At 71.2% G+C, this 18,731-nt stretch carries 17 protein-coding genes and 1 tRNA gene; 11 read left to right on the top strand and 7 right to left on the bottom strand.

Translation table 11 applies throughout. The features are described 5' to 3' along the window. Positions 1-75 precede the first annotated feature (75 nt). Entirely contained in the window at positions 76-801 is a 726-nt protein-coding gene (locus tag ACFYV5_RS04005) for a DUF6766 family protein (RefSeq protein WP_389163999.1), read from the top strand. Here ACFYV5_RS04005 and ACFYV5_RS04000 read toward each other — a convergent pair. Next, positions 745-1,164, bottom strand: a complete 420-nt coding sequence (locus tag ACFYV5_RS04000) for a hypothetical protein (RefSeq protein ID WP_389163996.1) — start codon at positions 1,162-1,164, stop codon at positions 745-747. The two genes, ACFYV5_RS04005 and ACFYV5_RS04000, sit on opposite strands and share 57 nt — an antisense overlap. A gap of 155 nt (positions 1,165-1,319) precedes the next feature. On the opposite strand from ACFYV5_RS04000, the gene ACFYV5_RS03995 reads away from it, so the two are divergent. The 7 genes from ACFYV5_RS03995 (at position 1,320) to ACFYV5_RS03965 (ending at position 10,238) form a co-directional block, all read left to right on the top strand. Beyond that, positions 1,320-2,213, top strand: a complete 894-nt coding sequence (locus ACFYV5_RS03995) for an oxygenase MpaB family protein (RefSeq protein WP_389163993.1) — start codon at positions 1,320-1,322, stop codon at positions 2,211-2,213. Positions 2,214-2,336: 123 nt separating this feature from the next. Further along, positions 2,337-2,915: a hemerythrin domain-containing protein gene (locus tag ACFYV5_RS03990; protein WP_355115143.1), complete on the top strand. Its 579-nt coding sequence runs from the start codon at positions 2,337-2,339 to the stop codon at positions 2,913-2,915. A 211-nt stretch (positions 2,916-3,126) separates the two neighbouring features. Next, on the top strand, positions 3,127-3,522 hold the full coding sequence (locus ACFYV5_RS03985) for an SseB family protein (protein WP_355115141.1): 396 nt from the start codon (positions 3,127-3,129) through the stop codon (positions 3,520-3,522). Beyond that, complete coding sequence (locus tag ACFYV5_RS03980; RefSeq protein ID WP_389163988.1) at positions 3,522-4,079, top strand: hypothetical protein; 558 nt, start codon at positions 3,522-3,524, stop codon at positions 4,077-4,079. Before ACFYV5_RS03985 ends, ACFYV5_RS03980 begins: the two co-directional genes overlap by 1 nt. Then, positions 4,079-8,707, top strand: coding sequence for a putative T7SS-secreted protein (locus ACFYV5_RS03975; RefSeq protein ID WP_389163985.1), 4,629 nt, complete (start codon positions 4,079-4,081; stop codon positions 8,705-8,707). Before ACFYV5_RS03980 ends, ACFYV5_RS03975 begins: the two co-directional genes overlap by 1 nt. After that, entirely contained in the window at positions 8,700-9,446 is a 747-nt protein-coding gene (locus tag ACFYV5_RS03970; RefSeq protein WP_389163982.1) for a hypothetical protein, read from the top strand. Before ACFYV5_RS03975 ends, ACFYV5_RS03970 begins: the two co-directional genes overlap by 8 nt. A 117-nt stretch (positions 9,447-9,563) precedes the next feature. Continuing rightward, entirely contained in the window at positions 9,564-10,238 is a 675-nt protein-coding gene (locus ACFYV5_RS03965) for a beta-glucanase (RefSeq protein WP_355115135.1), read from the top strand. A gap of 19 nt (positions 10,239-10,257) precedes the next feature. Here the strand turns inward: ACFYV5_RS03965 and ACFYV5_RS03960 are convergent, their stop codons facing one another. The 4 genes from ACFYV5_RS03960 to ACFYV5_RS03945 all read right to left on the bottom strand — a co-directional run bounded on the left by ACFYV5_RS03960 (position 10,258) and on the right by ACFYV5_RS03945 (position 14,557). After that, the gene (locus ACFYV5_RS03960; protein WP_355115133.1) at positions 10,258-10,773 is read right to left on the bottom strand and encodes a M23 family metallopeptidase; all 516 of its coding nucleotides are present in this window, start codon (positions 10,771-10,773) and stop codon (positions 10,258-10,260) included. 194 nt (positions 10,774-10,967) lie between these two features. Then, complete coding sequence (locus ACFYV5_RS03955) at positions 10,968-11,534, bottom strand: HutD family protein (RefSeq protein WP_389163978.1); 567 nt, start codon at positions 11,532-11,534, stop codon at positions 10,968-10,970. A 76-nt stretch (positions 11,535-11,610) separates the two neighbouring features. Then, complete coding sequence (pntB, locus tag ACFYV5_RS03950; RefSeq protein ID WP_355115129.1) at positions 11,611-13,029, bottom strand: Re/Si-specific NAD(P)(+) transhydrogenase subunit beta; 1,419 nt, start codon at positions 13,027-13,029, stop codon at positions 11,611-11,613. Position 13,030: 1 nt separating this feature from the next. After that, the gene (locus tag ACFYV5_RS03945) at positions 13,031-14,557 is read right to left on the bottom strand and encodes a Re/Si-specific NAD(P)(+) transhydrogenase subunit alpha (protein ID WP_389163975.1); all 1,527 of its coding nucleotides are present in this window, start codon (positions 14,555-14,557) and stop codon (positions 13,031-13,033) included. A gap of 230 nt (positions 14,558-14,787) precedes the next feature. Here ACFYV5_RS03945 and ACFYV5_RS03940 point away from each other — a divergent pair, with 230 nt between their 5' ends. Further along, a complete protein-coding gene (locus ACFYV5_RS03940) occupies positions 14,788-16,323 on the top strand; it encodes a fused MFS/spermidine synthase (protein WP_389163972.1) in 1,536 nt (511 codons plus the stop codon). Between the two features lie 120 nt (positions 16,324-16,443). On the opposite strand, the gene ACFYV5_RS03935 is transcribed toward ACFYV5_RS03940, so the two are convergent. Next, positions 16,444-16,517, bottom strand: a tRNA-Pro gene (locus ACFYV5_RS03935). 127 nt (positions 16,518-16,644) lie between these two features. On the opposite strand from ACFYV5_RS03935, the gene ACFYV5_RS03930 reads away from it, so the two are divergent. Beyond that, complete coding sequence (locus ACFYV5_RS03930; protein WP_389163969.1) at positions 16,645-17,331, top strand: transketolase; 687 nt, start codon at positions 16,645-16,647, stop codon at positions 17,329-17,331. Between the two features lie 33 nt (positions 17,332-17,364). Continuing rightward, on the top strand, positions 17,365-18,258 hold the full coding sequence (locus ACFYV5_RS03925) for a transketolase family protein (protein ID WP_389163965.1): 894 nt from the start codon (positions 17,365-17,367) through the stop codon (positions 18,256-18,258). 4 nt (positions 18,259-18,262) lie between these two features. Here the strand turns inward: ACFYV5_RS03925 and ACFYV5_RS03920 are convergent, their stop codons facing one another. Next, the gene (locus tag ACFYV5_RS03920) at positions 18,263-18,631 is read right to left on the bottom strand and encodes an MmcQ/YjbR family DNA-binding protein (protein ID WP_389163962.1); all 369 of its coding nucleotides are present in this window, start codon (positions 18,629-18,631) and stop codon (positions 18,263-18,265) included. Between the last annotated feature and the right edge of the window lie 100 nt (positions 18,632-18,731).

Here is an 18,731-nt window from a genome sequence, read left to right as displayed (position 1 = left end):
GGGTCTCTTCGTCACCTGCCTGGTCGTGATCCTGGGCGGGCTCGGGTACTTCATCGCGATCGGGGCGATGCACCGATGAGCCGGAACGAGCAGGGAAAGCAGGGAAAGCAGGAAGCACAGCAGGAGCGCGGGAGCTTCTGGAGGGACAACAGCCTCACGCTGGCCTTCGGATCCGGGTTCCTCCTGGTCCTCCTCGGGCAGGCCCTGGCCGGTCATGCGGAATTCAACGAGCAGCTCACCGACGACGGTCTTCAGCGGATCGGCCTGGGCGAGTACATGATGTCCTCGGACTTCGCCGTGGACGTCACCGAGAACTGGCAGTCGGAGTTCCTGCAGTTCTTCCTCTTCATCTTCGGAACCGTGTGGCTGGTCCAGCGGGGCTCGCCGGAGTCCAAGGAGCTCCACAAGATCGGTACCGAGTCCGACCGCGACCAGCGCGTGGGCGATCACGCCGGAGAGGACTCTCCGCGCTGGGCCGCCGCCAAGGACTGGCGCCAGCGGGTGTACTCGCTCTCGTTGGGCCTGGTCATGAGCGGCGTGTTCGTCCTGTCCTGGCTCGCGCAGTCCATCTCGGGCGTGGCCGCCTACGACGAACAGCAGCTGCGGCAGCTCCAGGAACCCATCGGATGGGGCGAGTACCTGGGCTCGCCGGACTTCTGGAGCAGGACGCTGCAGAACTGGCAGTCGGAGCTCCTGGCCGTGGCGACCATGGTCATCCTGGCCGTCTACCTGCGCCAACGGGGGTCACCGGAGTCCAAGCCGGTCGGTTCCGCCCACACGGCCACCGGGGTCGAGGGCTGACGACGACGGCGCCCGGAACGTCGCCCTCCACCAGCAGGCCAGCCAGGCCGCTTCCTTGGCGGCGTCCATCAGGTACGTCGCGGGGATCCGCCGACGAGGCACGTACGCCAGGTCGATCGCGAGCAACGTCACCGCCGTCCCGATCCCCGTGCGGCGGGCGTGGCGCATGCCCTCGGGGCCGGGTGCCGCGAGCAGCATGCTGATGCCGGCCGAGGCCAGCAGGCCGCCGCTCGTCCTCTGCAGCCATCCGTCGGCCTTGCGCCCGTAGACCGCTTCGAAGGTACGCAGCGACAGCACCGGCCACAGGCCGCCCACCACGTTGAAGAGTCCCTGGGCGCGCGCCACGGTGACGGGACGGGGCATGTCCGCCTCCTTACGCTGCCTGCCTCGTTACGCTGTCCTGCCTGGTTACGCTGTCCTGCCCCGCCACTGCCCCGCCGGGGCTCGCCCACACCGCGGGACCGGAGCGGCCCGCACCGTCCCGGTCCTTCTCGGGCCGGTCGGGCGATACTGGGCTCATGGTCTGGCCACCGTTTCCCGGCGAGCTGCGGAAGCGCGCCGGAGACGCCCTGCTGCACCGGGTCGCGGGCCCTACGGCATACGAGAAGCGGGCCCGCATCCATGGCACGCCCGGGCCGCGCTGGTTCGGTCCCGAGCGTCCGGTGCGGACCGTGCACGCGGACGCCTCGATGTACATCGGCGGTCTCGCGGCCCTGCTGCTCCAGTCGCTGCACCCGGTCGCGATGGCGGCGGTCGCGGCGCACTCCGGGTTCCAGGGGGACCCCTGGGGCCGGCTCCAGCGCACCAGCACCTTCCTGGCCGTCACGACGTTCGGCGTCGGCGCGGACGCGACGCGAGCGGTGGAGCGGGTACGGCAGGTCCACGAGAGGATCACCGGGACGACGCCCACGGGTGTGCCGTACCGCGCCTCCGATCCGCATCTGCTCACCTGGGTGCACATCGCCGAGGCGGACTGCTTCCTGCGGGCGCACCAGAGGTACGGACGGCGCCCCCTGGACGCGTCCGGCGAGGACGGGTACGTGGCGGACATGGCCCGGATCGCGCGGATGCTGGGCGCCGAGAGCCCGCCCGAGACCCGCGCCGAGCTGACGGACCTCCTCGCCGCGTACCGGCCCGAACTTCGTGCCACTCCCGCGTCGCGCGCGACGGCCCGGTACCTGCTGTCCCGTCCCCCCCTGCCGGCCGCCGCCCGGCTTCCCTATGCGTTCCTGGCCGCCGCGGCGGTCGACCTGCTGCCTCCCTGGGCCAGGGCCATGGTCCATCCGCCGCTGGTCACCCGGCTGATGCTGCCGGCGGCACGGCTCGGAGGCCATGCGATCACCGCGGCCGTCCGGTGGGTGATTCCGCCCCCTCCGCCGTCACCGGACCGTCCCCCCGCCCCCGCACCGTGACGCGGCCGTCCGGGGTCGCGGCGCCGTGAGCGTGTTTGCCCGCGCCGCGGCGGGTTAGGCGCCGTGGAGATCGGAAGGTGCGCGGCGGCACCTGTCACCCTGTGACACACCGGAGGAACGATCATGAGCACCAGCACCGCGGGTTCTCGGTACACACCGGAAGCCGAGGACGACATCCTGGAGCAGCTGCTCCAGCAGCACGACCAGATCCGCCAGCTGTTCGCGGAGACCGCGGACTCGGAGGGCGAGACCAAGCAGCAGTGCTTCGACGAGCTGCGCGCTCTGCTCGCGGTCCATGAGACGGCGGAGGAGATGATCCTGAGGCCCGTGGCGAAGCGGGTCGCCGGGCAGGAGGAGGCGGACGCGCGCAACGACGAGGAGTCCCGGGCCAACGAGGCACTCGCCCGGCTCGAGGAACTCGACGTGCACAGCGCCGACTTCGACGCCCGTCTCCTCGCGTTCCAGCAGGAGGTCGAGGCCCACGCCCGGCACGAGGAGCAGGAGGAGTTCCCCGTCATCCGCGCCGAGTGCGACATCGAGGACCGGCGCACGATGGGGCGGCGTCTCCGCATGGCCGAACGCATGGCCCCCACCCACCCGCACCCCGGCACCGCCGGCTCCCCGGCCGCCCAGTGGACCGTGGGCCCGTTCGCCTCGCTCCTCGACCGCGCCAAGGACGCCTTCAGCAGGCCGGGACAGTGAGAGTGGCCGACTGAACGCCGGACGCTCGACACCCGCCGCTGGGCGCACCCCGAACACCGTGGAGGCCGTTCTCTCGTACGAGAGGACGGCCTCCGCGCTGTGCCGTGCCGGCTCCGCGGTCGCCGAGGCCCGCCTCGTCCTGGAGGAACCGTCGGGGGGCTGAGTACCGTCTCTCTTCGGAGCCACTCGTCGCACGGAGGGGAGACGCGCCATGGAACTGAGCGAGGAGATCGCCGCATTCCGGGCCGGAGGGGGTGAACCCGGCCGGCTGGTGGGCGAGTTCCGGCGGGCGGTGCTGCTCGCCCCGTTGGCGGCCGGGGCCGACGGAGGCGTGATGTCCGCCGTCCAGGGTGGCATCCGCTGGCTGTACGCGTTCACGGACGAGGAGGCGCTCGCCCGTTTCGCGCGGGCGCGTGGGGCCGCGGACCGGGAGTGGGAGTACCTCTCGATCCTCGGTGCGCGTCTGGTCGACGTGATCGTCCCGATGGTCGACGGTCCGGCGGGAGTCGCGGTGAACGTGGCCGACGAGGACGGATCGATGCTGTTCCCGCCGGTCCTGGGCATCGTGCCCGAGGCCTGCGCCGTCGACCGTACGGAAGCCGCCTGATGGCGGGCGATCCGGACCTGGAGCTCTCGCCCGCGGCCGTCGCGGGCATCCAGAAGGGCCTGCGCGCGGCCATCGCGGAGCTCCGCGAGTCCTCGGACGCGGCGGGCGCCTCCCAGGGCGCCGGTTTCAGCGACCTGTCCATGACCGGCATGGAGGCCGGGCACATGGGTCTGGCCACCGACTTCGAGGACTTCTGCGAGCGCTGGGAGTGGGGCGTGCGCAGCCTGGTGCAGAACGCGAGCATCCTCGCCCGCTCCCTGGGCATCGCCGCCGGCCAGGTGTGGGAGGAGGACCAGTACATCCAGGGCGCGTTCAAGGTCGTGGCCAACGCCGCGTACGGCAATCCGCACGCGAGCGAGGACGAGATCGAGCAGAAGGCCTGGGGCGACATCTTCCGGGCCGATGTCTACAAGCCGGACTACAGCCTGGAGTCCTTCGAGAAGAGCCAGAAGGACATCGAGCAGACCTGGTCGGACACGGGGGACAAACTGACCTCCTCGGGAAAGATCGGTTCGCTGAAGGATCTGCTGGACCAGGCCGACGGGGGCGGTAACTGATGGGCTGGAGGGACTTCGTACCGGACCCGGTGGAGGACTGGGTCGAGGACCGCGCCGAGGACGTCGGCGATGCCGTCGAGTGGACCGGCGACAAGGTCGCCGACCTGGCGGAGGACGTCGGTCTCGACGGGGCGGGCGACTGGATCCGCGACAAGAGCCGCTCCGCCGCGAACCAGCTCGGCGCGGACGTCGCGGAGCTGGAGCTGGGTCAGACCGAGGACCCGAACAAGCTGGTCTACGGCAGCGCCTCCAAGATCCGCGCGCAGGTCTCCCACCTGAGCGATTTCGAGCTGTCCTTCACCCTCGTCGGCAACGGCATCAAGGCCCTGCAGGGCGACGGTCTGAAGGGTGAGTCGGCGAACGCCTTCCGGGAGTCCATCGCGCAGGAGCCGCCGAAGTGGTTCAAGGCGGCCGAGGCCTTCGGCAAGGCCGCCGACGCGATCAACCGGTTCGCGGACACCGTGGAGTGGGCGCAGGGCAGGGCGAAGGAGGCCCTGGAGGAGTACAACAAGGCCAAGAAGGTCTCGCAGGACGCGCGGAACGCCTACAACAAGTCGATCGACGAGTACAACGCCGCGGTCGAGGCGAAGAAGGACACCCTGCCGCCGAGGCCGTCCGAGAACTTCACCGACCCCGGCGTCGCGCTGGCCAAGGCCGCCCAGGACAAGCTCGACAACGCGCGCAAGCAGCGCAACGAGGTCGCCGAGACGGCCCGTACGGCGGTCCGGGCGGCCCGTGACGCGGCCCCGCCCAAACCCTCGTACGCCGAACAGCTCGCCGACGGCCTGGACTACCTGGAGCTCGCCAAGACGCATCTGACCGGCGGCGTCATCAAGGGCGCGGCCGGCCTCGTCAACTTCGCCCGCGCGCTCAACCCGACGGACCCGTACAACCTGACCCACCCCGCCGAGTACGTGATGAACCTCAACTCGACGGCCGCCGGTCTTGTCACCATGGCCAACGACCCGTGGGGCGCGGGCAAGCAGATGCTCGACGAGTTCATGAAGGACCCGAGCGAGGGCGTGGGCAAGCTCCTGCCCGAGCTCCTCGGGACCAAGGGTCTGGGCGCGGCGAAGAAGGGCGGCTCGGCCGCCCAGCACCTGGACGACCTCGACGGCCCTGGCCGCAAGGAGACGGACAGGAACGGCCCGCACCACGGCGAGCGGCCCGACCCGGACAAGGCCAGTGAGGGCACGGACCCGGTCGACCTCGCCACCGGCCGGATGTACCTCCCGCAGACGGACGTGGTCCTGCCCGGCGCGTTCCCCTTCGCGTTCACGCGGCGTGCGGAGTCCGGCTACCGGGCGGGCCGCTGGTTCGGCCCGACCTGGTCGTCCACGATCGACCAGCACCTGGAGATCGACGCCAAGGGAGTCGTCCTGGTCTCCGAGGACGGTCTCCTCGTCGGCTATCCGCATCCCGCGCCCGGTGTGCCGGTGCTGCCGGTGTCGCCGTCGGGCCCCCGTCAGGCCCTGGAGCGGACCCCGGACGGCGACTGGACGCTGACCGACCCCCTGACGGGTGACGTCCGCCGCTTCGCCCCGCCGGCGGACGGCGCCGAGAACGGCATCGCGCCGATCGTCCAGCTCGAGAGCCCGGGCGGCCACCACGTCACCTTCGAGTACGACGAGCACGGCACTCCGCTGGGCCTGGCCCACTCCGGCGGCTACCACCTGCGCTTCGAGACCGCCGAGGGCCGGATCACCGCCCTGCACCTGACCGGCGGCGGCCGCGTCCTCGCGTACGGCTACACCGACGGCAATCTGACGGAGGTCACCAACTCCTCCGGGCTGCCCCTGCGGTTCACCTATGACGACCGCGCCCGCATCACCTCGTGGACCGACACGAACGACCGCCGCTACGAGTACGCCTACGACGATCTCGACCGGTGCGTCGCGGAGGCCGGCGAGGCGGGCCACATCGCGCTCACCTTCCGCTACGACGAGGTGGACCCGGCCGGCGGCCACCGGGTCACCCGGGTGACCACGGCCGCCGGGCACACCCGCACCTACCTGATCGACGACCGGTACCGGGTGGTGGCCGAGACCGACCCGCTCGGCGCGGTCACCCGGTACGCGTACGACGAGCGGGGCCGTCGGATCGCGCACACCGATCCGCTCGGCCACACCACCCGTACCATCTACGACGACGCGGGCCGCCTGGTCTCCTACGTCCGGCCCGACGGCCGGGAGGCGCGCGCCGAGTACAACGAGCTCGGCCGGCCGGTCAAGGTCGTCGCCGTGGACGGCTCGGTCGTCCGGCAGACCTACGACGAGCGCGGGAACCGCACCTCGGTCAGCCGCCCCGACGGGACGGTCACCCGGTTCGGCTACGACGAACGCGGCCATCTCACCACCGTGACCGACCCCATGGGGGCGGTCACGCGCGTCCGCACCGACCGGGCTGGACTGTCGCTCTCCGTCACCGACAGGAGCGGCGCCACCACGACGTACGAGCGGGACGCCTTCGGGCGGGCCACGGCGGTCACCGAGCCCCTGGGCGCGGTCACGCGCATGGAGTGGACGGTCGAGGGCAAGCCGCTGCACCGCACCGGCCCGGACGGTGCCCGACGCTCGTGGACGTACGACGGCGAGGGCAACTGCCTGACCCGTACGGATGGTCCCGACGGCGCGACGGTGCGCTTCGAGTACACCCACTTCGACCTGCTCGCCGCCCGGACCGACGCGGACGGCACGCGGCACGAGTACGCGTACGACGCCGAGCTGCGGCTGACCGAGGTCCGCAACCCGCAGGGCATGACCTGGGAGTACGCCTATGACCCGGCGGGCCGGCTCGTCCGGGAGACCGACTTCGACGGCCGTGCGCTCGACTACGCCTACGACGCGGCGGGCCGGCTCGTCACCCGCACCGACGCCCTCGGGCAGCGGATCACGTACGACCGCGACGCCCTCGGGCACACCGTCCGCAAGGACGCGGGCGGCACGGTGACGACGTACGAGTACGACGTGTTCGACCGGCTGGCCACCGCGGTGTGCGGGGACAGTGTGCTGACCCGGCTGCGCGACCGGGCCGGCCGGCTCCTCCAGGAGACGGTCGACGGCCGCATCCTCACCTACACCTACGACGCCGCGGGCCGCCGCACCGGCCGGACCACCCCGACGGGCGCCGTCGCCGAGTGGGCCTACGACACCGCGGGCCGCCACGACGCCCTGACCACGTCCGGCCGGCGGATCGGCTTCACGCACGACGCGGCGGGCCAGGAGCTCACCCGCACCTACGGGGACGTCGTCACCCTCGACCACGCGTGGGACGAGGCCGGCCGGCTGGTGGAGCAACGGCTCACGGGCCCCGGACACGAGGTGGTGCAGCGCCGCGGGTACAGCTACCGGTCCGACGGGGTCCTGACCGGGATCGACGATCTGCTCACCGGACCGCGCAGCTTCGCTCTCGACCCGCGGGGCCGGGTGACGGCGGTGCACGCCGAGAACTGGACCGAGCGCTACGCGTACGACGACGCGGGCAACCAGACCTCCGCGTCCTGGCCCGGCTCGCATCCCGGAGGCCAGGACGCCACCGGACCGCGCACCTACGAGGGCACCCGGCTGATCGGCGCGGGCCGGGTCCGGCACGAGTACGACGCCCTCGGCCGCGTCGTACTCCGTCGGAAGGCCCGGCTCTCGCGCAAGCCCGACACCTGGCGGTACGAGTGGGACGCCGAGGACCGCATCACGGCCGTCACCACCCCGGACGGGACGCGCTGGCGGTACACGTACGACCCGCTGGGACGGCGTACGGCCAAGGAGCGGATGACCCCCGACGGCCTGAGGGTCGCCGAGCGGACGGTCTTCACCTGGGACGGCAGCGTCCTGTGCGAGCAGACCAGCACCTCGGCGGAGGCCGACCGGGCGATCGCCATGACCTGGGACCACCGCGGTCTGCAGCCGCTCGCGCAGACGGAGCGGATCCTGACGGCCGACCAGGAGGTGGTGGACGAGCGGTTCTACGCCGTCGTCACCGACCTGGTGGGAGCGCCCACCGAACTCGTCGACGAGCACGGCGTGCCGGCCTGGCGCAGCCGGTCCACGCTGTGGGGCTCCACGGCCTGGAACCGCGACGCCACGGCGTACACGCCGCTGCGCTTTCCCGGCCAGTACTTCGACGCCGAATCGGGGCTGCACCACAACTACTTCCGTGCCTACGACCCCGAGACGGCCCGCTATCTGAGCCCGGATCCGCTGGGCCTGGCGGCGGCCCCCAATCCGGTGGCGTACGTCGCCAATCCCCTCGGGTGGTGCGACCCCTTCGGTCTTGCCCCCTACTCGGACAGCACCCGGGCGGCGCAGGGCGTCGACCACCAGCTCAACGAGGCGGAGAGCGGCAAGTCGAACCACTACCTGGAGGGCATCGGCGGGGACGAGGTGAAACTGGAGAAGTATCTGCGGGGCCATCTGCAGTCTCCGGCCAACTACGTCGACGACGCGACGGGGGCGCGGATCATCATCGACCGCAGCCTCGACCCGAGCAGGCCGGTGGCGATCATCCGCCAGGACCATATGATCCACGCGTACCACATCGACCCGGAGGACCTCTCCAACTACATCACTCCGCGGGACGGCAAGGACGAGGCGAAGTGGCGAACCCCGAAACCGGACGAAGTGAATGAATAGCCCTGACGCACCCGAGGACTGGCCGGGTTACCGCGCCGAGCCGTCCTACGACCCCGGCCAGAGCCGGGTCTTCCCTGCCCCGGTGCCGCCGGAGCTGCGGGCCCTCGGGGACGAGGTCCGGGCGGCCGACTGGCCGGTGCGGCTCGCCTTCCGCGGCTCCCGGATCGCACTGCTCGACACCCTCTGCCGCTGGCAGACGCTGCGCGCGCTGGCGTACGTCCATCTCCTGGCCGCCCGCACGGCGGACGAGCGGCTGCCGGCCGATCTGAGGGTGGTGCCCGGCCTCGAGACGGCCGGCGATCCGGGGCTGCCCGAGCTGCTGGCGCGCCTGGAGCGGGCCGCCGTGGCCCTCCCGGCGGACCTGCTGGACGCGGTCGTGTGCGACAGCGGCGGACTGCTCGCGGACAACCGGTTCGCGGCATCGGTGCTCGCCGCCGGGCTCACCGCCGATTCCCGGCCGGGGGACGCGGACGTGGCGGTCTCGCGGGCCGTGGTGCTCACCAGCTACTGGTACGAGGTTCCCGAGCGGCGCGGCGCGCTGGCCCTGGCGTGGAGCGCGAACCTGTTCGTCCGTGCGTGGCTCGAGTGGTCGCGGCGGTTCGTGTACGGCGACCCGGCAGGCGGCATCGGCATCACCGCCGACCCGCGCCCGCCCCGCCCCCCGGCGTCCGCCCTCCCGGACTGGGCGGCCCCGCTGCTGGACCGTGTCGCACGGGGGGACACCGGCTCGGCGTCGTGACGGCCCGTTGGTGAGGTGTGGCGACTTCTCGACAAGGAGCGGCGGTTCGGTCTGGGCGGGACCGCTGGGGGCAGAACGTCGGGTGACGCCCATGTCTCACCTGGCCAGGAGCTGACCATGCCGCACTCGACCCCGGCCGGCAGGCCGGTCCTCACCGCCGACTTCGGTTCGTCCGAGCAGTGGATCGCCGGCCGCTCGTGGGCCTATCCCGACGGCGGACCGGTCAACCCGCGGGACAACAAGCTGGATCACCTCGTGGAGGACCCCGCCTACAGCCGCTCGGGGGTCTTCCGTGCGACCCGCCGCCGCGACGGTCTGTGGGACACCGGGCTGCTGACGACGGAAGGCAGCCCCCAGGCGTTCGAGGTGCGGGCCGGTGACGTTCTCGAGGCGCGGGTGCGGCTTCCGGAGGAGACGGGAGCGTGGCCCGCGATCTGGACGTGGCGTGACGGCGGGCAGGAGATCGACGTCTTCGAGTACCACCCCGACAACCCGGACCTGCTCGAACTCTCGAACCGCGTTCGCGGCACCCACCACTACCACCGCTCCCCCGGCGTGCGACCCGGCGGCTGGATAGACCTGCGCACGGAGTTCGGGGCGCGCTCGGTGGTGTGGTGGGTCGACGACACCGAGGTGTTCGCGGACGACCGCGGGGTCGGCCGCTCCTGGCACGCCTTCCTGATCGTCAACCTCTCGGTGTGCGCGGGGCGTTACCACCCCGCGCCCGATCCGGGGACGAGCGAGATGTCGTTCGAGGTGCGTGACCTGCGGGTGTTCCGGGGCGGCGGGTGACGGCTCGGGAGCCGGGCCGTCAGGCCCGCGTGTTGACGCTCACCGGCCGCGATCCGGTGGGCGGTGTCCAGCCCTGAAGCGTGGCCCGGATACCGACGCGGGTGTTGCAGTCGATGACCTGGAAATGCAGGTGCGCCCCGTTCGCCGCGCCGGTGGCGCCCGACCAGCCGATGATCCGGCCCTGCGGGACCCAGTCGCCCCTGTTGTAGATCGCCCGGTTGAGGTGGGCGTAGTGGGTGCACTGGCCGTTCGAGTGGCGGATGATGACCTCGATGCCGTTCTGCCAGTACGGCGACCAGTCCGAGACGAGTACCGTGCCGCCCTGCGCGGCGGAGACCTCGTAGTTCGCCGGAAGCCCGAAGTCCCAGGCGTACTCGTTGTACGGGCCGGTGTGCGAGTACGTGCCCTCGGGTCCCTGGGTGACCAGATAGGACTCACCCGACGGATAGGGAAGTTCGTAGTAATAGTCGACGGCCGCGGCCGGCGGGGCCGCTATGAGGCCGATCCCCGCGACGGCGAGCACCGAGCTCGCCATGGCGCCGAATCTGAGAAGAAGTCGTCCAGCAATGCGCACTGCGCCTCCTGATTGAGGGGCCGAACCAGACGCGACAACACTGGCACCAACGACCGCTTTCAACAAGGTTGTTGCAGAAACTTGCAGCAAGTTCTGTCGAGGGGCCTGGGCAGCCGGGGAGCACCGTGTGAGGATCCCGTCGCCGGCCGCCGTACTCACCTCATAGGCGCGACGTCCGCCCACAGGGCGACGGCGCCGGGCGAGAGCGGTGTGACCGCTCGGCCCGGCGCGACGTCGTTCTCGTCCCACCACACACCCTGCCCCGCGGTCAGAGGGTGCCCTTCGGCGCCCGTCCGCCAGCGGCCGCGCAGCACATGGAACACCCCGGCGTGGCCGCTGGGCAGCACGACAGGCCCGGTGATCCGGTCCACCCGGGCCGCCCAGCGGTCGCGCCGCACCATGACGTTGAGCACCCGGCAGGCCCCGCCGCGCAGTTCGGCGGTCAACGCCAGGTCACCGGAGAACCCGAGAGGCTCCCCCGCTCGCGCCGTCCGGTCGAATGCCCCGGGGGCCGTCAGCCGCACGCCGTCGCCCGCCAGGAGGGTGAACGTCCGGTCGACACCGGGAAAGGCCGAGAACGGCCCGTCCCGGTCGATGTCGGCCACGCTCGCACGCCACTGGAACTCCTCGGCGCCCACCGGCCACGAGACGATCTCCCGCGTGGCGCCCCCACCGTTGCGCCACCGGCCCGCCGTCAGGGTCTCGACATCGAAGTGGTGCATGCGGGCTCCTGAGCTGCGTGCGGTACGGGTGCGGATCACCCCGGCGGACAACGATAGGGGGAACCTCTCGCGCTTCTCAGAGGGCGCCGACGATGTCCTCGACCCGGGCCTTCGCGTCGCCGAAGAGCATCGCGGTGTTCTCCTTGAAGAACAGCGGGTTCTGCACGCCGGCGTATCCGGAGGCCATCGAGCGCTTGAACACGATGACCTTGCCGGCCTCCCAGACGGTGAGCACCGGCATGCCGGCGAGCGGGCTGCTGGGGTCCTCCGCTCCGGCCGGGTTGACCGTGTCGTTGGCGCCGATCACGAGGACGACGTCGGTCTTGGCGAAGTCGTCGTTGATCTCGTCCATCTCGAGCACGATGTCGTACGGCACCTTGGCCTCGGCGAGGAGCACGTTCATGTGGCCGGGCAGGCGGCCGGCGACGGGGTGGATGCCGAACCGTACGTCGACGCCCTTCGCACGCAGTTTCGAGGTGAGCTCCGCGACCGGGTACTGCGCCTGGGCGACGGCCATGCCGTACCCGGGCGTGATGACCACGGACCGGGCGGAGCCCAGGAGTTCGGCGGCGCTCTGGGCGGTGGTCTCCTGGTGCTCGCCGTAGTCGACGTCCGAGCCGGACGGCGCCTCGATGCCGAAGCCGCCGGCGATCACGGAGAGGAACGAGCGGTTCATCGCCTTGCACATGATGTAGGACAGGTAGGCACCCGAGGAGCCGACGAGCGCACCGGTGATGATGAGCAGATCGTTGCCGAGCAGGAAGCCGGAGGCGGCCGCGGCCCAGCCGGAGTAGCTGTTGAGCATCGAGACGACGACCGGCATGTCGCCGCCGCCGATCGAGGCGACCAGATGCCAGCCGAGGGCCAGCGCCAGGACCGTCACGGTGATCAGCAGCCACAGCTCCGGCGTGATCACGAACCACACCGTCAGGGCGAGGAACAGGACCAGCGAGCCGAGGTTCAGGGCGTTCTTGCCCGGCAGCACCAGCGGCTTGGAGTCGATCTTCGCGGCGAGCTTCAGGTACGCCACGACGGAGCCGGTGAAGGTCACCGCGCCGATGAACAGGCCGATGAACACCTCGGCGTGGTGGATGCCCAGCGTGCCGAGCGCGTCCAGGGCCTTGGCCTCGTGGCCGTCCGGGTCATGCTCGACGTTGAGGTAGCCGTTCCAGCTGACCAGTACGGCGGCCAGGCCGACGAAGGAGTGCAGCAGCGCGATCAGCTCGGGCATGCCGGTCATCTCGACGCCGCGGGCCCGCTGCAGGCCGATCAGCGCGCCGATCAGCATCGCGACGGCCATCAGGCCGAGGCCGGCGCCGCTGACGTCGCCGTCCAGCGCGAGCACGACCGTCGCGACGAGCGCGACGCCCATGCCGAGCATGCCGAACGCGTTGCCGAGCCGTGCCGATTCGTGCTTGGAGAGTCCTGCCAGCGCGAGGATGAACAGCAGCGCGGCAACAAGGTAGGCCGCCTGTGCGGCGAGGGTCGCAGACATGTCAGCTCCGGTTGAACATGGCGAGCATGCGACGCGTCACCGCGAAGCCGCCGAAGATGTTGATACTGGCCAGAAGGATCGCGACGAACGAGAGCACCGTGACCGCCGTGCTCGTGTGGCCGATCTGCAGGAGCGCGCCGACGACGATGATCCCGGAGATCGCGTTCGTCACCGACATCAGCGGCGTGTGCAGCGCGTGATGCACGTGCCCGATCACGTAGTAACCGATCACGATCGCGAGCACGAAGACCGTCACATGGGGCAGCAGCGCCGCGGGGGCGAACGCGGCGGCGAGGAACAGCGCCAGCGCGCCCAGGGCCACGCCGCCGAACTTCTGCTTCGCCGTCATCGGCGCCTTCTTCGGCGCCGGCTCCTTCGCGGCCACTGCGGGCGCGGCGGCAGGGGCCGCGGAGACCTGGACCGGCGGGGGCGGCCATGCCGACTCACCCTCGCGTACGACGGTGATCGAGCGCTGCACCGGGTCGTCCCAGTCGAGGACCAGAGACCCGTCCTTGCCCGGCGTCATCAGCTTCAGCAGGTTCACCAGGTTCGTGCCGTACAGCTGCGAGGCCTGGGCCGGCAGCCGGCCCGCCAGATCGGTGTATCCGATGATCGTCACGCCGTTCTCCGTGACGGTCTTCTCGCCCTTCACGGTGCCCTCGACGTTGCCGCCGTTGGCGGCCGCCATGTCGACGATCACCGACCCGGGCTTCATGCTCGCCACCATCTCCGCGGTGATCAGCGTCGGCGCGGGACGGCCCGGGATCAGCGCGGTGGTGATGACGATGTCGACCTCGCGGCACTGCGCGGCGTAGAGCTCGACCTCGCGCGCCTTGTAGTCGTCGCCCATCTCCTTGGCGTAGCCGGTCTTCGAGACCTCCACCTCCGGGGACTCGATCGACAGATACTCGCCGCCCAGCGACCGGACTTGGTCGGCCACCTCCGGTCGCGGGTCGGTCGCCCGTACGATCGCACCGAGCGAGCCGGACGCGCCGATCGCCGCCAGACCGGCCACGCCGGCACCCGCGACGAGCACCTTCGCCGGCGGAACCTTGCCCGCCGCGGTCACCTGGCCGGTGAAGAAGCGCCCGAACTCGTGCGCGGCCTCGATGACGGCCCGGTAGCCGGCGATGTTCGCCATGGACGACAGCACGTCCATCGACTGCGCCCGGCTGATGCGCGGCACGGCGTCCATCGACAGGGCCGTGAAGGGACGCCGCCCCAGATCCTCGACCATCGCCGGGTCGAAGGCCGGCGCGAACAGGGCGATCACCGTCGCCTCCGGGCGTACCCGGTCCAACTGCGACGGGGTCGGGGCGTTGACCCCCAGCACCACGTCCGCGGCCGCTGCGTCGCCGACGGTCGCACCGGCGGCCTCGTAGGCACTGTCGGTGAATCCGGCCGCGACCCCCGCGCCCGGGGCGACGACCACGTCGTACCCCAGTGTGCGGATCTGTTGGATCGTGGCCGGCGTGGCCGCGACACGACTCTCACCTGCCCGCGCTTCCTTGAGGACTCCGACAATCACGGGTGTTCTCCGTTCGCTGGTCCGGCCGTTCACCGGCGTGTTCTCAACACGATCAGAAGTGCGCCCGCAATGATCCCGAGCACGACGCTCAGCTTGGCCGTCGAGAGCTCTCCTTGAACAGCACCCACCGGTGAGGTACACGCAACACTCGACAGGACCCGAATCCCGTGCGTGGGTATCAGGGCTCCTTTCGCCGTGCTGCCGAAGAGCCGCGTGCAAGGATGTGGCCCGTGACCAGATCGTCCTCCTCGCCTGCTGCCGAGGACACGCCTCACCCCTACGGCCTGGGTCCCCGTGCCGCCGCCGTGCTGGTGTTCGGGGCGTCGGCCGCGGTCCTGGTGGTGGAGATCGTCGCCTTGCGGCTGCTGGCTCCCTACCTCGGCCTGACGCTCGAGACCAGCACCATGGTGATCGGCATCGCCCTCACCGCGATCGCCCTCGGCTCCTGGCTGGGTGGGCGCATCGCCGACCAGGTCGATCCACGCCGGCTCATCGGCCCCGCGCTCGGCGTGGCGGGAGCGGTCGTGGCGCTCACCCCCGCCGTGATACGGACAACTGCCGAGTGGGCACCGGCGATGCTCTTGTTGATCGCGTCGCTGACCATCCTCGTGCCGGGCGCGCTGCTCTCCGCGGTGACGCCGATCGTGACCAAGTTGCGGCTCACCAGCCTCGCCGAGACCGGAACGGTTGTCGGCCGACTGTCCGGCGTCGGCACCGTCGGCTCCATCGTCGGCACGGTCCTCACCGGCTTCGTCCTGGTCGCGCGGTTGCCGGTCAGCGGCATCCTGATCGGCCTCGGAACACTGCTGGTGGTCGGCTCGGCCGTGGTCGAGTGGCGAACGCGCGGATGGAGCGGCAGCCCCGCCCTCACACTCGTGGTCGTTGCCGGCGGCCTCGCCACCATGGTCGCGCCCGGTGGCTGCGACGCGGAAACCAGGTACCACTGCGCACGGGTCGTCGCGGACCCCGACCGGGGCAGCGGCCGCACCCTCGTCCTGGACGGTGTGCGGCACTCCTACGTCGACGTCGACGACCCGACCGTGCTCAAGTTCGCGTACGTGCGCGCCATCGCGTCGGTGGTCGATGCCGCCTTCCCCCAAGGTGAGCCACTCGCCGCCCACCACCTGGGCGGCGGCGGGCTCACCTTCCCCCGTTACCTCGCGGCCACGCGGCCCGGGACGCGCAGCCTCGTGTCCGAGATCGACAGCGGGGTGGTGCGCATGGACCGCGACCATCTGGGTCTGCGATCGGAAGGCGGTATCGACGTACGCGTCGAGGACGGCAGGCTCGGCCTGCGGCGACTGGACGCCGGCAGTCGTGACCTCGTCGTCGGCGACGCCTTCGGGGGCGTCAGCGTGCCGTGGCACCTCACCACGGTGGAAGCGATGACCGACGTACGGCGGGTGCTCGACCGAGACGGCCTGTACGTGGCCAACCTCATCGACCACGGTGGCCTGGCCTTCGCACGTGCCGAAGTAGCCACCATCGGCAAGACCTTCGAGCACGTCGCGCTCGTCGGCGATCCCGCCGATATCGGCCTCGACCCGACGGCCGCCGCCGAGGGCGGCAATCTGGTGGTGATCGCCTCCGACCGACCGGTCGACGTCCGCGCGACCCAGAAAGCGCTGGACGCCCGGGAAACCGGCTGGAAGATCGCCACCGGCGACGATCTCACCTCCTGGATCGGCGATGCTCAACCGCTCACCGACGACCACGCACCCGTCGACCAGCTCCTCCAGCCCTATGGCCCACGAAGCAGCCGGTGACATTCCCACGCCGAGGACCTGGGTCGTCCGGCGGGGCCGCTCTCGTCCGGTCCCCGAAAACGCTCAAGGGGCCGTTTCAGATTGCTCTGAAACGGCCCCTTGAGCTGCGACTCTTTCGAGTCGGGACGACAGGATTTGAACCTGCGACCCCTTGACCCCCAGTCAAGTGCGCTACCAAGCTGCGCCACGTCCCGGTGCCCGTCTGACCTGGGGTTTCCCCCGGCCGAACGCGCATGAGAACAATACCGCACTTCCCCGGGTGGTCACGAACGGCTTTCCGTGCTTGACCTCGACCTCGCTTGAGGTTGCACGGTGGGTGGCATGACGAACACGGACATCGACCGGCTCCACGGCCTCATGGCGCTGATGACCGGCGACGAGAAGCACTCGCCCGCCGCCACCTCCACCCTCGACGCCCTCTGGGTGCTGTACGACCGCGTGCTCCGGGTGGCGCCCGAGACGGTCGCGGATCCGGGGCGGGACCGGTTTCTGCTGTCGAAGGGGCACGGGCCCATGGCGTACTACGCCGTCCTCGCCGACAAGGGCTTCTTCGCCCAGGAGCTGCTGACCGGGTTCGGGTCGTACGACTCCCCGCTCGGGCACCACCCCGACCGGACGCTCGTGCCGGGCGCCGAGATCGGGAGCGGGTCCCTGGGGCACGGGCTGCCGCTGGCCGTCGGGAGCGCGCTCGGGCTGCGCGCGCAGGGGCTGACCGAGCCGCGGGTGTGGGTGCTCATCGGGGATGCCGAGCTCGACGAGGGCAGCAATCACGAGGCCATCGCCTACGCGGGCCCCGCCGGTCTCGAGCAGCTGCACACGCTGGTGATCGACAACGGTTCCGCGACGTACGGCTGGCCCGGCGGGATCGCCTCCCGTTTCGAGGCCGCCGGATGGTCCGCCGCGACCGTCGACGGACGGGATCACGACGCGTTGTACACCGCCTTCACCGCCCCGCACCCGGGCCGGCCGCGCGCCGTCGTCGCCCGCGTCGAGCCCAAGAACGCCTGATCAGCGCCTTAGCATAAGAAGGAGTGCCCTGCGATGGACACCATGCGTGACCGCTTCATCTCGACCACCAGCCGCCTGCTCGACGAGGACCCCCGCCTCGCGCTCGTCCTCGCCGAGATCAGCAGGGACGGGTTCCAGCAGGCCGAGCGGCGCCACCCGGACCGCGTGATCAACGTCGGCATCCGGGAGCAGCTGCTGATCGGTGCGGGCGGCGGGCTCGCGCTGACGGGGCTGCGACCGGTCATGCACACCTTCGCGAGCTTCCTGGTCGAGCGCCCCTTCGAGCAGCTCAAGCTGGACTTCGGGCATCAGGGCGTGACGGGCGTCCTGGTGAGCGCCGGGGCGTCGTACGACTGGCCGGCCGGCGGTTTCACGCACATGTCCCCCGGCGACGTGGCGCTGCTCGACACGCTCGACGGCTGGACGGTCCATGTCCCCGGCCACCCGGACGAGGCGGAGACCCTGCTGCGACAGGCCGTCGCGGGCGACGATCTCGTCTACGTCCGGCTTTCGCTCCAGTCCACCTCCTCGCCGCGACCCGTCACCCCCGGCTTCGACACCGTGCGCGAGGGGCGGTCCGGCGTCGTCGTCGCGGTCGGGCCCATGCTGGACAACGTCCTGGCGGCCACCGAGGGCCTCGACGTGACGGTCCTGTACGCCACCACGATCCGCCCCTTCGACGCCGCGGGTCTGCGCAGGGCGGCGGCCGCGGCCCGCCCGGACGTCGTCCTGGTCGAGCCCTACCTCGCCGGTACGTCGACGGCGGCGGCCAACGACGCCCTCTCCGAGGTCCCCCACCGCGTCCTCGGTCTCGGGGTCTCCCGCCGGGAGCTGCGGAAGTACGGCAGCATCGACGAGCACCTGGCCGGCCACGGGCTCGACCCGGCCGGACTGCGGGAGCGCGTCACGACGTTCCTCGGCCGGTGACCGCTCAGCTCTCCCCCCGGGACCCGGCCTCCGGGTACTGCTCCAGGAGCCTGCGCGGAGCCACCTGGCGCCACGAGTCGGCGAGGATCGCGCGCAGCTCCTCCTCGTCGTCGAGGGCGCCGATCCGGACGCGTACCCAGGCATAGCCGTCGTCGTGCCCCTCCCGCACGAAGAACTTGGCGGGTTCGGACGCGATGAGTTCCGCGCGCTCCTCCTTGGGGCATTTCACCCCTATCACCTGGTCGTCGTCGTCCAGCGAGGCGAAGATCTTCCCGTTCGGGCCGGCACGGAAGGTGGGCATGCCCCAGGCGAGCTTCTCGATCGCCTCGGGCAGGGAGAGCGCGATTCTGCGTACGTCGTCGGCAGTGGCCATACCCCGACCGTACGGCCCGCCACTGACACCGACCAGCGCCCTCTCGGAGCGCACGCGCCGGCGCGTGCGCCAGTCACTCCCCGTGACACGCCCCGGCGCC

Origin of the sequence: Streptomyces sp. NPDC003035, from assembly GCF_042888285.1 — a bacterium.
Lineage (GTDB): Bacteria > Actinomycetota > Actinomycetes > Streptomycetales > Streptomycetaceae > Streptomyces.
This window is presented reverse-complemented; position numbering and strand designations above follow the sequence as displayed.